At 49.4% G+C, this 14,224-nt stretch carries 21 protein-coding genes; all 21 read left to right on the top strand.

Annotated elements, in window-relative coordinates:
- Positions 1-116: 116 nt before the first annotated feature.
- A complete protein-coding gene (locus tag AC6B99_RS31280) occupies positions 117-548 on the top strand; it encodes a MarR family transcriptional regulator (RefSeq protein ID WP_496664981.1) in 432 nt (143 codons plus the stop codon).
- 5 nt (positions 549-553) lie between these two features.
- A complete protein-coding gene (locus AC6B99_RS31285; protein WP_496664982.1) occupies positions 554-934 on the top strand; it encodes a hypothetical protein in 381 nt (126 codons plus the stop codon).
- A 758-nt stretch (positions 935-1,692) separates the two neighbouring features.
- Entirely contained in the window at positions 1,693-2,034 is a 342-nt protein-coding gene (locus AC6B99_RS31290; protein ID WP_496664983.1) for a YolD-like family protein, read from the top strand.
- 68 nt (positions 2,035-2,102) lie between these two features.
- Positions 2,103-2,357 carry a hypothetical protein gene (locus tag AC6B99_RS31295; protein ID WP_496664984.1) on the top strand — a complete coding sequence of 85 codons (255 nt, stop codon included), beginning with the start codon at positions 2,103-2,105 and terminating at the stop codon, positions 2,355-2,357.
- Positions 2,358-2,426: 69 nt separating this feature from the next.
- Complete coding sequence (gene terS, locus AC6B99_RS31300) at positions 2,427-3,152, top strand: phage terminase small subunit (RefSeq protein ID WP_496665046.1); 726 nt, start codon at positions 2,427-2,429, stop codon at positions 3,150-3,152.
- Positions 3,139-4,398 carry a PBSX family phage terminase large subunit gene (locus tag AC6B99_RS31305; protein ID WP_496664985.1) on the top strand — a complete coding sequence of 420 codons (1,260 nt, stop codon included), beginning with the start codon at positions 3,139-3,141 and terminating at the stop codon, positions 4,396-4,398. Before terS ends, AC6B99_RS31305 begins: the two co-directional genes overlap by 14 nt.
- 15 nt (positions 4,399-4,413) lie before the next feature.
- The gene (locus tag AC6B99_RS31310; protein WP_496664986.1) at positions 4,414-5,898 is read left to right on the top strand and encodes a phage portal protein; all 1,485 of its coding nucleotides are present in this window, start codon (positions 4,414-4,416) and stop codon (positions 5,896-5,898) included.
- Positions 5,895-7,709 carry a minor capsid protein gene (locus tag AC6B99_RS31315; protein WP_496664987.1) on the top strand — a complete coding sequence of 605 codons (1,815 nt, stop codon included), beginning with the start codon at positions 5,895-5,897 and terminating at the stop codon, positions 7,707-7,709. Before AC6B99_RS31310 ends, AC6B99_RS31315 begins: the two co-directional genes overlap by 4 nt.
- On the top strand, positions 7,706-7,873 hold the full coding sequence (locus AC6B99_RS31320; protein ID WP_496664988.1) for a hypothetical protein: 168 nt from the start codon (positions 7,706-7,708) through the stop codon (positions 7,871-7,873). The genes AC6B99_RS31315 and AC6B99_RS31320 overlap by 4 nt, the downstream gene beginning before the upstream one ends.
- A 57-nt stretch (positions 7,874-7,930) precedes the next feature.
- Positions 7,931-8,206: a hypothetical protein gene (locus AC6B99_RS31325; protein ID WP_496664989.1), complete on the top strand. Its 276-nt coding sequence runs from the start codon at positions 7,931-7,933 to the stop codon at positions 8,204-8,206.
- A gap of 88 nt (positions 8,207-8,294) precedes the next feature.
- Positions 8,295-8,936 (top strand): phage scaffolding protein, encoded by a 642-nt coding sequence (locus AC6B99_RS31330; protein WP_496664990.1) that lies wholly within the window; start codon positions 8,295-8,297, stop codon positions 8,934-8,936.
- 16 nt (positions 8,937-8,952) lie between these two features.
- Positions 8,953-9,318, top strand: a complete 366-nt coding sequence (locus tag AC6B99_RS31335) for a hypothetical protein (RefSeq protein ID WP_496664991.1) — start codon at positions 8,953-8,955, stop codon at positions 9,316-9,318.
- A 24-nt stretch (positions 9,319-9,342) separates the two neighbouring features.
- Positions 9,343-10,395 carry a major capsid protein gene (locus AC6B99_RS31340; RefSeq protein ID WP_496664992.1) on the top strand — a complete coding sequence of 351 codons (1,053 nt, stop codon included), beginning with the start codon at positions 9,343-9,345 and terminating at the stop codon, positions 10,393-10,395.
- Positions 10,396-10,447: 52 nt separating this feature from the next.
- A complete protein-coding gene (locus tag AC6B99_RS31345; protein ID WP_496664993.1) occupies positions 10,448-10,618 on the top strand; it encodes a hypothetical protein in 171 nt (56 codons plus the stop codon).
- A 3-nt stretch (positions 10,619-10,621) separates the two neighbouring features.
- Positions 10,622-10,999 carry a DNA-packaging protein gene (locus AC6B99_RS31350; protein ID WP_496664994.1) on the top strand — a complete coding sequence of 126 codons (378 nt, stop codon included), beginning with the start codon at positions 10,622-10,624 and terminating at the stop codon, positions 10,997-10,999.
- A 1-nt stretch (position 11,000) separates the two neighbouring features.
- Positions 11,001-11,378 (top strand): DUF6093 family protein, encoded by a 378-nt coding sequence (locus AC6B99_RS31355; RefSeq protein ID WP_496664995.1) that lies wholly within the window; start codon positions 11,001-11,003, stop codon positions 11,376-11,378.
- The gene (locus AC6B99_RS31360; protein ID WP_496664996.1) at positions 11,378-11,716 is read left to right on the top strand and encodes a hypothetical protein; all 339 of its coding nucleotides are present in this window, start codon (positions 11,378-11,380) and stop codon (positions 11,714-11,716) included. Before AC6B99_RS31355 ends, AC6B99_RS31360 begins: the two co-directional genes overlap by 1 nt.
- Positions 11,703-12,251, top strand: a complete 549-nt coding sequence (locus AC6B99_RS31365; protein WP_496665047.1) for an HK97 gp10 family phage protein — start codon at positions 11,703-11,705, stop codon at positions 12,249-12,251. Before AC6B99_RS31360 ends, AC6B99_RS31365 begins: the two co-directional genes overlap by 14 nt.
- Before the next feature lie 2 nt (positions 12,252-12,253).
- A complete protein-coding gene (locus tag AC6B99_RS31370) occupies positions 12,254-12,682 on the top strand; it encodes a phage tail terminator family protein (protein ID WP_496664997.1) in 429 nt (142 codons plus the stop codon).
- Positions 12,679-12,891 (top strand): hypothetical protein, encoded by a 213-nt coding sequence (locus AC6B99_RS31375; protein ID WP_496664998.1) that lies wholly within the window; start codon positions 12,679-12,681, stop codon positions 12,889-12,891. Before AC6B99_RS31370 ends, AC6B99_RS31375 begins: the two co-directional genes overlap by 4 nt.
- Entirely contained in the window at positions 12,892-14,223 is a 1,332-nt protein-coding gene (locus AC6B99_RS31380) for a phage tail sheath C-terminal domain-containing protein (protein ID WP_496664999.1), read from the top strand.
- Position 14,224 lies beyond the last annotated feature (1 nt).

Genomic DNA, 14,224 nt, shown 5'->3' on the forward strand with positions numbered 1-14,224 from the left:
GCAGACGGATCGGCACGTGACGAATGGGACGGCACTACTGGTGGAAGCGGGCATGCATCATGTCGCAAGGTTGCTGCTAGTTTGTTAGCCCTATACGGGGGTAAGGGGGATGTGACATGAGCAGGCCAAAGTCAATAAAGATAACAACGCTGCAGGCCATTGTGGCGGAGTATATCCGAGATAATCCTGGATGCACTCGCAATAAGATTTTGGTAGCTACCGAATTGCAAGGTCCAACAGTCAATAGAGCTGTCAAAAAGATGGTTGACGATGGCCTAATACGACGTGAGAAGGCGCCAAACGGATTTTATCTGTATTTGACCGAAAAGCCGTATAAAGTCATCAAAAATAAGAAGTATGCCACAGGATTCAAGGTGCACGAGCCTGATCAGTTACTAGAGATGGCGCCCAAGATAAAACTTACGCCAGATCAGCAGCTATATGCTGACAATCATCGCCATATACCGCGCACAAGGCTGGCAAGGATATTAGGCATACCTAAAGTGTATTTGGTATTTGCACTTGATAAAGAGCTAAAAAGGAGCTGATAGATATGCTGACGGTAGTCGATGGACAGGCGGAGTGGCCGCCGCTAGCAACAAATCAAGAGGTTCGGAAGGCAAAGAGGCTGCTATCAGATTACAAGTTCAATAAACGACTGATAGCAGAGTATGAGCGCATGGGAGTGGAAACACTTGATGATAAAAAGCTAGAAGAATACAATAAAGCTATAAAGGATACTGATAACGCTGAGAGAGCCGTCCGCATGATATTGGAGGATGAGGTGCGCGAAACGATACACATGCGGTATATAGAGGGCAAGCGTAACAAACTGGTGTTAATCTACTATAGGCCGCTGGATGAGACGACAGTAAACGGTAGATTAAGGCGCGGCATTGATTGCGTAGCCAATACGCTGAAATATTTCCAGTAAAACGCAAGTAAAACACCAGTATGACGCAAGTCAATGTCCAGTAAATAAGGGATACAGTTAGATCACAATAGAGCTTCTGGCTCGGGTGACTCCTGCTGTATCCCTTATTATTTGCAGGACTCGGCTACGCGGTGGGTCATATGACCTTAGACATTAGTGTCGAGCGTGTGGTGTGAGGTGGGGTTTGATGCCCCATAACAAGGTTGACTTGTCCCTTGTTCAGTATGTCAGATAACCGTTTACCCCTTTACGGATCTGGCATACTGACGAGGGGACAACCCTCTATAAAACATGGTATCATCAATCCTTGGTTCCTAAGCTACGAGCCGTCCTTGGCTAGGACGGCTCGTTACGTCTACTTTTTGAAAATAGCAAAAACTGTAAGTATGATTATGGTAGCTGCTGTGGCTCCTTTCCAGATGCCGTTGTAATGACCTTTTCCATAAACTTTTTGTACCTTTGTCATTTTGATGTCCTCCTTTCAATGGAATAGGAAAATTATAACACGATTCGACTTAATTCGACAATATTCGACAAAATAAATTTTGAACGCCGTTTCTGGAGCTGCTGGCCTGACTAACCGCAGCTTTACCGCCCCCTCCGGCGCCGCGATCCCAGCGGCTAAGATACGGCTCGGGAGCGCATCCGACGAGCGTCAATAATCGTCGGACTTACATCAATGGTGCTGATTGTTCGGCGGCGCTGATGTGTGTTGATAAGAACAATTGTTCGTGTTATTATCTCTCTGAGGTGATAACGTGAAAGAAACCAAAATAACGCCAGGCGGCAATAAGATGTGGGAGGCCAGTCGCTTTATCATTCCTGAGCATGCCGCAGCTTACAGAGCATACCGAATTAAAGCTTCCCAAAAAGAACGGCCGGAGCTGGACGAACAAGAAAAGGACCGCATTCAGGTGGCGCTAAATGCCTCGTATAAGCATCGCTTCCCGATAAGCATCCAAATGTTCGATCCATATGAGGAAACACTTGTGGAAGGCGTGGTAAGCTTCATATCGACCCAACGTGGGGAGTTTTGCGTTGAGGATGATTGGTACCGTATTGAGGACATAATCGGAGTTGCTGATTTTGATGATTGGTAACCGCGAATTGTTTCTATAATTGCGGGATGAAGCTAATCGCTGTAAGCTTGTGCTCAGGAGGGGTTGCGATGGATTGGTTTAAATGGGGGATAGGTACAATTGGGTTGCTTGTGTCTCTTCGTGGTACATGGTTACTATATAAGGGTACTCCGCTAGATAGCACGGGACATACATCTAACATTGAGACCCGACATTATAAAGGGGAAACACCGGAAGATGTGGAGTATAACAAGAGGAAATCTTCCACGAGTAAAGGAATTGCGCTGATCTTAGTAGGCTTCGTAATTCAATTGGTATCACAAATTATGAATATCCCAATTTGAGCCGCTCACATGAGCGGTTTTTTGTTGTTTTCACAAAACCAACACAATGACGGGGGTGGTGATGATGTAGTGGCCGAAACGCGAGAGCTTGCCGAGCAGGATTACATGTCCGGCATGAAATATAAGGAGTTGGCCGAGAAATACGGGGTATCCCTCAATACCATAAAAAGTTGGAAGCAACGGTATGATTGGGAGCGCGAAAAGGGTGCACCCATTGAAAAAAGTGTGCACACAAAAAAAGTGGGTGCGCCCAAGGGTAATAAGAATGCAGTCGGGAACAGCGGAGGACCAGGCGGGCCGCCAAAGAACGACAAGGCCGTAACGCATGGATTCTTCCGAAAATACTTCCCTGCAGACACACTGGAGATTATGGAGCACCTTGAAACGCAGAGTCCTCTTGATATGTTATGGGAGAATATCCTTATACAGCGAGCTGCTATTATAAGGGCGCAGCAGATTATGCATGTCAAAGACAAAGACGACATCACGAAGGAAGTTAAGAAAACGGAGACGGTCGAGACAGATGCATATTCGAGCGAAAAGGAAGAATGGGAGATTCAATTTGCCTGGGACAAGCAGGCTGCCTTCCTTTCTGCTCAATCAAGAGCAATGGCCGAATTGCGCAGTTCCATTCGCCAGTATGAGGAAATGCTGCGCTCCGAGGAAGAAGACGAAGCGCGTAATCTGCGTTTGGAGTTATTAAAAGCAGAAGTGAAGCAGGTAACCGACGGGGCTGGCGCCGCTCCTGTACAGATCATAGACGATATCGGAAGTGGTCCATATGGAGCCGGTTAGGCTTTCGGATCTTGTTGTTCCGGCTTTCGTAGACTTCTGGCAGGCGTCAAACTCCCACCGCTTCTTGCGTCACGTCCTGTATGGCGGCAGGGGCTCAGGTAAGTCATCCCATGTAGCTATAAAGATCATAAAGGATATGATGCGTTACAAGGTGACTGCGCTAGTTATGCGGCGCGTTGCCAACACATTGAGTGAATCGGTATTTGAGCAGCTTAAAGAGGCAATCGAATTGCTTGGTGTTAATGATAAGTGGAAGGTGAAGCTTAGCCCGCTCCAGCTTATCTACAAGCCATGGGGCAATAAGATCATTTTCAGGGGTGCCGATGACCCGAACAAGGTCAAATCTATTAAAATCAGCAAATTCCCGATCGCTATCTTATGGATTGAGGAATTGGCCGAATTCAAGCTTGAAGACGATGTAACAAAAATTGAGAATTCCGTTTTGCGCGCTGAGCTGCAGGACGGTCTTTTTTATGCATTCTATTACACTTATAACCCGCCGAAGCGAAAGCAGGCATGGGTTAACAAGAAATACGATACTAAGATTGCTTTGAATCCTAACACCTACGTTCATCATTCAACTTATTTGGACAATCCCTTCATTTCCAAGGCGTTTAAGGAAGAAGCTGAGGAAGTCAAAAGGAAAAACCCGCTTAAGTACGATTGGGAGTACGGAGGTAAGGCGATCGGCAGCGGGGTGGTTCCTTTCGATAACTTGAAGTTCAGGGAGATAACGGAGGAAGAGATATATCATTTCGACAACATCCGGCAGGGCATTGACTGGGGCTACGGAACAGACCCGTTCTGTTTCCTGCGCATGCATTACGATAAGACACGTCGAAAGCTTTATATATTCGATGAGATTTACGGGGTAAAGATTTCGAATCGTAAAGCTGCCGAGTTAATTAAAGATAAAGGGTACCATGCGTGTTTAATCAGTGCGGACAGTGCCGAGCCGAAGTCCGTTGATGAAATGAAAACGCATGGGTTACGCATTAAGGGCGCCAAGAAGGGCCCGGGCTCCGTTGAGTACGGGGAAAAGTGGCTTGATGACTTGGAGGAAATAGTAATTGATCCCCAGCGCTGCCCGCATACAGCCAAAGAGTATGAAGATATCGATTACAAGGTTGATAAAGATGGAGATCCGCTGCCGGAGTTGGACGACAAAAACAATCACAGCATTGATGCAACACGCTATGCCTGTGAGGATGACATGAAGCGTCCAGGTGTTCAATTTACTGAGTAGAAAGGAGGGAACCACTTGTCATTATGGGACAATGGGGAACAGAAGAAGATTGAAAACATTATTATTCGCGGAGCGCGAACGGCGGCTACGATAGATCAGATCATCCAGCTTGAAATAGGAGACTGGAATAAGTCCGAAAAGCTTAAATGGATGGGTATTGGCGAGGATTATTACCGTAACAAGACAGCAATACTTAAACGGCAGCGAACGGCCATCGGCTCCAGCGGTGCTAAGGAGCCCGTGAATAATCTAGCTGATAATAAGCTGAATAACGCCTTTGTGCGCAAATTGGTTGATCAAAAGGTAGGGTATCTTCTCGGTAAACCAATGACCATTCAAACAGAGAAGGACGATTACCAGCAGTTATTGAGCGATGTTTTCGATAAGTCGATGCTGCGCCGCCTGCAGAATACTGGAAAGCGAGCTATCAATAATGGCGTTGCCTGGTGGCATCCCTATTATGATGAGGAAGGGACATTCTCGTTTAAACTCATGAATAGCTTGGAAATCATCCCGTTATGGCGTGATGAAGCTCATAGTGTTCTGGATGCGGTCATCCGGGTATATGAGGTTGAGGTCTACGAAGGCCTGCAACGTAAAACTGTCAAAAAGATAGAGTGGTGGGATACCAATGGTGTACGCCGCTATACGACAGGTGGTTCTGGACTTGTTCCGGACGTTGAAGCGGGAGCTGTAGGGACGCATTTCGTTGTAAGTGCAGAAGGCGAAGAGGATAAGGGGTACAATTGGGATCGCGTTCCCTTCATTTGTTGGAAGTATAACGAAGAGGAGCAGCCGCTTGTTGAGATCATAAAGTCGTTGGTTGACGATTACGACCGGAATAAGTCTGACAACAGCAACAATCTTGAGGATCTTCCGAACAGTATTTACGTGGTAGAGAACTACGGCGGCACCAATGCGGGCGAATTCCGGAAAAACATCAGCTTGTACCGAGTGGCATTTGTAAGCAGTGAGGGTGATGTGCGGACTATTCAACTGCAAATCGATACAGAAGCTTATAAGACTCATATGGAGCAGGGCCGCAAGGATATCTATGAGTTTGGTCGCGGCGTTGATACACAAGCAGCTGATTTTGGAAGTGCGCCATCAGGCGTTGCCTTGCGCTTCCTCTACTCGGATTTAGATTTGGATGCTAGTATGCTTGAGACGGAGTTTCAGGCATCGCTGGAGCAAGTGCTGTGGTTTATCGTCAAGCATCATTACAACACAACAGGCATCGATTTCAGCGACGAGAAGGTTGAATGTATCTTTAACCGCGATATGCCCGTTGACGAGGCTGCCATTATCACCGGCATTAAGGATAGCGTGAGCATCCTGTCAGACGAGACTCTCGTTGCGCAGCATCCATACGTAACGGACCCTCAAGCAGAAATGAAGCGGAAGGAAGCAGAGAGGGCTAAAATGCAAGAGAATGCTGATGTAGCAGCTGCAGGTGGTCTGCCTGCTGCAACGCCGATTAAGACAGACGGTGAAGCATGAGGTCGGCTGATTACTGGTCTCATCGTATGGATCAGCTGAACGAATCGATGCTTGACAAGGGCGAGGACTACATCAAGACGCAGAATGCCGAATATGACAAGGCAACGGCTCGAATCAAAAAGGAAACGGAAGCCTGGTATGGTCGGCTTGCTAAAAACAACGGTGTCAGCATGGCAGAGGCGAGGAAGTTGCTCACCAATAACGAGCTGAAAGAATTTCGTTGGTCGGTTGATGAGTATATCAAGGCTGGGCGGGAAAACGCTGTTGATCAGCGTTGGCTTAAGCAGCTAGAGAATGCCAGCGCGAAGGCTCACATTACCCGGCTAGAGGAGTTGCAGACAAAGCTGCAACAAGAAGTCGAGGTATTGGCTGGGAAGCGGCAGAAGGGTTCTGCGGGGGCATTGGGCGGTATTTACAAGGATGGCTATTACAAAGGCATCTATGAGGTGCAGCGTGGTGTAGGCAAAGGCGTACCATTTGCAGGTTTGGACTCGCGGCAGATTGATAAAGTATTGTCGAAGCCGTGGGCGCCAGATGGCAGCAACTTCTCGGCCCGTATCTGGAAGGACAGGGATAAGCTTGTTGCGGAGCTGCAGACGATCATGACGCAGGATTTAATCCGCGGTGAGCCCTCAGACAAGCTTATTAACGATTTTGCGCAACGGATGGGCGTCAGCAAGCGAGCAGCTGAGACGTTGATTCGGACGGAAGCTGCTTATTTTTCTGGACAATCCCGTTTGGATGGTTATCGGCAGACAGGCGTTGAGCGCTACCAGTTCATTGCAACGCTCGATAGCCGTACCTCGCAAGAGTGCCGCGGCATGGACAGCGAGATATTACCTGTTTCAGAGGCGCATGCTGGGCGCAACTATCCCCCGCTGCATGTGCGCTGCCGTTCAACAACCATTCCCTACTATGAAGACGGCGAGGATGGTGAGCGCGCAGCCCGCGGGAAAACGGATGGGGAAACTTATTCGGTGCCCGGCAACATGAGTTATAAGGATTGGGCAGCGCAGCATGCGCCGAAGGATGCAACGGAGCCGCCTAACACTGGCGATACGCAGCCGCAAGAACCGCCTGTAGTCATTCCAGCAGAGCCGCAGCAGGCACTTCAAACATTCGTGCCGGCTAAGACAGTGCGAGCGGCTGAACAGGCAGCCGTTAAGGATTACGGATTTGATACGGCTGACTATAGCGGTTTGGACTTGGAGAGCGTCAATTCTGTCAATAGGGCCATGCATACAGCAATGACTGAATTCCCTGCTATTAAGGGATTCGCAAAGCAGATCAAGGCTGTAGATACAGAGGACTTTGTCGCACAAGCCAGCCTCGCTTACACCGACGGCAAGGTTGCCGCTAGCCTGCAGGTGTCCTCACGCTACTATAAGTCTTCCGAGATTGATGATATAATCAAGGCATCGGTTGAGGTTAAGCATTGGCCTGTCGGCTCGACACGGGAGTCGCTATTTGTTCATGAGTTCGGGCACCTGCTCGAATACTCACATGCCATGAAGGTTATGGGGGCGTGGACTGGAGTTGCATTGTCGGTTGATGATGCACAGGTGATATGGTCCCGTGTTCAAAAAGGCGTTCTTTCACAGGCTATTATGCTGGAAGCGTTGAGCAACCTTGGCATCGCAAACCTGCCGAAGAACATCATGAATGAACTGAGTGGATACGCCAATAAGAACAGCAAGGAGTTTCTAGCCGAAGCATTTGCAGAGGTTATAGGGACCGAACGGCCCCGCCGCTTGTCGGTGGAGGCTATAAACATACTACGAAGAAAATTGAAGGAGGCCGGCTTATTATGATGCCGCTTATTCCGCCGAAACTGGCGCCATGGATTGAGTTCGGGAATAACACGGCCATTCTAAAGCCGGATGCTCCCGAAGAAGTGAAGCCGGATTTCGAGAAGTTGCTGCAGCAAATGCAGAAGGCTGATCGGGAAGAACTGAATGAATTACCTATAATCTGATTAAGACACTCATGCTGCGGCGAGGGTGTCTTTTTATTTTGCTGGGAGGTGTGTGGGATGTTACAGCGCCGCTATAGGAAAAGCTTATATGTCGATGCAATCGAATTTACAAATGAGCCTGATAACCCGCAGGCCATTAAGGACTTCACCGGCTTGCTTATACAGGTGGAATATCCCTCTGATGGTGTGCAGCTTCGAGTGGTCAGGGGTGCTTATAGTGTATTGATTGCCCAAAAGGGAGAATTCATTGTAAAGAACGCCGCTGGTGAACTCGACCTCATGACCAAGGAAGCTTTGGAAAGTGAATATGAAGTCGTGGAAACCGCCGAGTAGCGGTTTTTTTTATTGTCCTGTCATATGACGCTATAAACTGGACGTTTACCGGACACACCCGGGATACCAAGTGGAAGGATTGATATACATGGATTGGTTGAAGGATTTGCTTAAAGCGCAGGGGCTAACGGATGCGCAGATCACGGCGATTACTAGCGGCGTGGAAACGAATTATAAGGCTTGGGTACCTGAGCACCGTTTTAAGGAAGTGAACGATGCGAAGAAGCAAGCGGAGAAGGACTTGGGTGACCGCGACAAGCAGCTGGAGGATTTGAAGAAGAGCAGCGGCGACACCGCGGAGCTTACGAAGAAAATCGAGACGCTGCAGGCCGAGAACAAAACGAACAAAGAGCAGTATGAGGCTGACGCAAAGCAATTACGTGTCAGCACCGCTATTAAGTTGGCGCTTGCTGGTAAGGTGCATGATCTGGATATTGTAGCCGGTCAGCTCGACAGCAGTAAAATCGAGCTTGACGAAGCTGGCAACGTGAAGGGCGGTCTGGACGACCAAATCACAACGCTTCAAAAGGACAAAGGATTCTTGTTTGTTCCGGAAGACAAGGGCGGTAATGGAAGCTTTCAATTCAAAGGCGCTAAGCCGAATGAAGGCGGCGGAGCTGGTGGATCGGGTGGCGGCAAGGACGAAGCTGCAGAATTAGGCAAACGTGTAGCTGAGTTTGCAAAAACGAATGCTGCGGCTGCAGAAGGGCAAAAACTTTATTTTGGATAATGGAGGCGATTAGGAAATGAAGTTCACTTCACAAACCTATGGGAACACAAAAGAAATTCTCAAAACTCCGGATCATTACGTTGATATTCCGGTAACGGTGGATGACACCGGCATAACTGCGGTGGATGGTAAGAAGATTGTTCCTGCTGGGACGATCATTGGTAACGGCATGCTGGCCGATCCGACAAAGCTTGCGAAAAAAGCTGTGACTACAACAGGGGTCAGTAATGCAGAAGGAGTTCTGCATTATGACGTTGATGTGACGTATGGACCCGCGCCAGGCGCAATGATTCTTCACGGCTATATCGACAAAACCAAACTGCTTACTCAACCAACAGCGGAAGAGATTGCAGCACTTAAACAAATTACATTCATCGCCTAATAGGCGGGGAGGGGCATAATTCAAATGAAAACTATTTTTGATTATTTCAGTGCTAGGGCTATCGCTACCTTTATGGCAAATAACCCGAGTAATGCTGTTCCTTATCTGGGGGCGACGTTGTTCCCAGCTAAGAAAAAACTAGGATTGGACCTTGCTTGGATTAAGGGAGCGCGGGGATTGCCTGTATCACTACAGCCATCTGCATTTGATGCAAAAGCTACTCTGCGGGACCGCATTGGATTTGACAAGGTTGAAACAGAAATGCCGTTCTTCCGTGAAGCAATGCGGTTGGGTGAAAAGGATCGCCAAGAATTGCTCAAGCTTCAGGAGAATTCTAACGATGCTTACATCATGCCGCTGGTGAGCCAAATCTATAATGATGTTGCAACGTTGGTTAGTGGTGCGGATGTTATTCCGGAACGCCAAATCATGCAGCTTCTTTCTAGCGGAGAGATTAGAATTACATCCGCGGCAACGCGTCAAGATCAACGTTATGACTACCGCTTTAATCCTGACCACAAAGAGACCATTACGGACGTTTCGGAGCAATGGAGTTCTCCTACTGCCAATATTGCCGGCCATATTACGGGTTATCAGGATACAATCGAAGAAGACACCGGCGTTCGGCCTAAACGCGGGCTTTGCACGCGCAAGACGTGGGGCTACATCATGCGTAACCAAGGATTCCTGAAAGACATGAATCCTGTAGGATGGCAAAATGTTATCGTTACCGATGCAATGATGCGACAATATTTGTTGGATAAATTCGGGCTCACGATTGTTGTTTATAACAAAAAATATGCGCTGTTGGATGGCAGCACACATCTATTCTATCCTGACGATTACTTCACATTGTTCCCAGAGGGTAACTTGGGTACGACTTGGTATGGCACAACGCCAGAAGAAGCAGATTTAATGTCGGGTTCCACTGCTGCAGAGGTGCAAATCGTGAATACTGGTGTAGCGATTACAACCATCGTTGAACCGCACCCAGTCAATGTTAATACAATCGTATCTGAAATCGTGCTTCCGTCTTTCGAGACAATGGACACTATTTTCATTGCTAAAGTAGCTTAAGAGGGGCCACGGCCTCTCTTCTTTAATTTGAAAACAGAAAGGAGCATCCCACATGGCTGCTGCAAAAGACAAAGAAAATGAATTGCCTGAAACTGTAGAAATTATTTGGACGAAGAACGTTCGCGAGAACGGCCAACGTTACCGTAAGGATCAGCGAACAGAGATTAATGTAAGCGATCTGCCGAGGCTGCAGGATGCGGACGTTGTCCGTTTCCCAGAGTAGCCTATGATAACGGTCATTGACGTATGGCCCATCATCAAGGCGCGCATGCTGCTCCAGGACGATGCGTTGCAACCTCTCATCGAAACGTATATTGCGGAGATCGAGCATCGAATATTGCATTATTGCGGCATTGAGAGTCTGCCGCGGGGCTTGCTCTTTACATGGGCCTCCATGACGATCGATGCCGTCCGCGTCGATCTGCCAAACGTCGAAGAGGTAGAGGATACAGTTGGCGAAGCTGCTAACGTCAAGGTCGGGGACACCTCTGTATCTGCCGGCAGTGCAGCGGGCGGTGTGACCAACACGGGTAAAGCGATCATCGAAGAGGTTGTGCTTAATTACAAGCATGACCTCAATCGATACCGCAAGATGAGGTGGTAGCATGGCGGCTATTAACTACCGGAAGCACCGCCGGGCGATTGAAAAGATGTATGAGGACAGCTGCACGATCAGCCGACACGTAGATGTGAAAGACCCGGTAACCAAGGAAACCGAGCAGACGCTGCAGCCCGTTTACGAGGAGCAACGTTGTAAGCTGTCGCAGACCGGGCTTCCGCGCAACGGGCAGACGGTGGCCGAGAATAACGTCAAATATGATGCGAAGCTCTTTCTTGCTCCTGAGTTGGAAGTGTTGCAGGGTGACGTTATCGCCGTCACGCGGTTGTCGACCGGGCGGGTAGAGACGTTCAGTGCCGGCAAGCCGTTCCCGCCTTACTCATCGCATCAAGAAATCATGCTGGAAGCAAAGGAGTGGGCTTGATGCAGGATTTACAGGGCATGCCGCTCCCGGTGCAGGAAGAGATCGTCATTAGCATCCATACGACGGATGGCAGTACCTTTTATCAGCCGATGTCGGTTGATGATGCGGACGGTGTGCAAGCGTTCTTGGATTGGTTTCGGCAACCTGGACGCTGCAAAGTGTGGACGTGGCAAGTTCCTACGTCCGCCGCACTGCATGCGCTGAATCATGGCCATATCGTAGCAGTCGATGTTGAAGGGTATGTCGAGCCAGACGGGCGCAGATCCCGCTGGTATGAGCGGCTGCTGGACAAGTGGCAGGCAAGGTGGTGGTTGCGTGGCCGGCATGGGGACATTTGATTTTTCGGAATTTCAAAAGTTTCGCGACAACCTGGTTGCTATGGAACGGGCCATGCCTGCATTCATGCAGGATCTCGCAAACGAAGCAGGCAACCGCTTTTTAGCTAAAGTGGTCAGGAGGACGCCCGTAGGTAGCTACGATAGCGGGGGGTGGGTAAGCTTCACAGCTAACATCCCGGAGCGGCAGGTTAGTTTCGTCACCAGCGGCGGTAAACGCGTCAGTTTCACGGCCAAAGCCAGGACAGTGCAAGTTAGATTCCAAAGCAGTCACGGATCCAAAACGGGCGGCGCTTTACGCCGGGCGTGGACAATGCAGCAAAACAGCGCTGGAGCTGGCGGTGTGTACGAGGTCGAGGTATTCAACCCCACCTATTATTCAGCCTACGTTGAATATGGTCACAGAACGGCAAATCATAAGGGATGGGTAGAGGGGCAGTTTTTTATGACCAATTCCCACCTCGAATTAAAGCGCGAGCTGCCACCGATATTGGAACGAAAGCTTGAGCGCTTTCTGGCTCGATACCTGGGGGATTGACCATGCGGCAAGTAACCATAAATGATGTGCGGCACGGCGTCATACGAGCCCTTGACGCCAGCTTTCCGAGCATACCGATATCAGGCGAGGAGATCAAGCAAGAGCTTAATCCACCTCGCTTTTTTGTGCGCCTGCTTGACGTGGACCATACGCGGGAACTTGGCAGGCGGTACCGCCGCGAGCATCCATTTGTAGTGCATTATTTCGGTCCGGAGCGAGCCAATCATGAAGCTTATGACATGGCGGAGCAATTAACGGCTGCACTAAAATGGATAACGGTAGGTGGTCGGCTGGTGGCTGGACAAGACATGGATATACAGGTTGTAGACGATGTCCTGCTGTTCTCTGTCAGCTTCCACCTACTAGTTTGGGAAGCGCCGGCGGAAACGCCGACAATGGAAAAAATGAATTTGAAGGAGGAACTGCGATGAGTACAAAAGGAATTCCAAAGGACAGCGTGCAGGAAGTTCTAGAAGCTCCCGCTGCGCCTGCGTACACCAAAGAACAGTATTTGTCCTCGGTGCGGTTCACACCGCAGCAGCGGGACATTCTGGCTGCCGTACTGGAGGATAATCGCTCTTACACGGATGCGGAAGCGACAGCGGCTATTGAGTCATACTTGAGAAAGGACGTGAGTTAATTGGCTGGAGGTACATGGACCACACAAAACAAGGTGCGCCCAGGCGTATATATCAATTTTAAATCACAGGCTCAGGCGCTCGGTACGTTAGGAGAGCGGGGAGTCGCTGCGTTCCCAGCGCCGCTCCCGTGGGGCGACCCTGCAAACGTAATTACGCTTGAGGTTGCGGAGTACGCCGACAAGGCGCTGGAGCTTATCGGCTTTCGCGCAGAGGATGCGCGCATTAGGCACATCACTGCCGCCATGACCCACGCTTCCAGAGTGCTGTTGTACAGGCTTGGAGGCACGGGGGCGCTCAAAGCCAAGGTGACGGTTGGCGGGCTCACCGCAACAGCAAAATGGGGCGGCACACGCGGGAATGACTTGTCGCTTGTCGTACAGGCCAATATCGATAACGTTTCCGCGTTTGACGTCAAAACGCTGCTGGACGGAGAGGAGTTGGATGTTCAGACAGTTGAAGTAGTCGCCGATCTGCAGCCCAATGCTTTTATCGATTGGTCGGGTACCGGTCCGCTCACAGCTTCTGCAGGCGCGCCGTTGATTGGCGGCACGGACGGTACGACAAGCGGCGCGGACTTTTCGGCGGCGCTTACTGCTTTCGAGGGCAAGGATTATAACGTGCTAGGAGTGCCGCTAACGGATACAACAAGCAAGCAGCTTGCCGTAGCTTATGTCCGCCGCCAGAGGGAGGATGAAGGTAAGAAGGTTACGGCCGTGCTCGTATCATATCCTGCCGCTGACAATGAAGGCGTATCAAGCCTGAAAAACGGAGTCATTACGTCGGATGGCCTGCAGGTACCGCCAGAAATGCTTTTGTGGGAGGTTGCTGCTATGTCCGCAGCCGCAGAGGTTAATGAGTCGTTAACCTATCAAGCCATCCCTAACGCGGTTGACGCCTTCCCGCGGCTCACCAATACGGAGACGATTGCGGCTCTTAACAATGGAGAGTTGGTTATTTCGCCTGCTAATGGTCAAGCTGTCGTTGAGCAGGATATTAACACTTTTAAATCGCTGACCCCGAAAAAAGGGAAGGCATTCCGCAAGAACAGAGTTGTTCGGGTGATGGACAGCATTGCAAATGATATGAAGCGTATTTTCGAATCTTTTTACGTTGGAAAGATCGATAATAATGCATCTGGCCGTAATCTCCTTAAAGGGGAATTTATCACTTACCTGAACACGCTAACCGGTATCAATGCTATTCAAAACTTTGATAGCCAGACCGATTTAATTGTGGCAGCTGGTAATGATGCTGATGCTGTTGTCATTGATCTATACATCCAGCCGGTAGATAGCATCGAGAAAATCTATATGAACGTCGAGGTGAGATAAT

The organism is Paenibacillus liaoningensis (assembly GCF_059609455.1).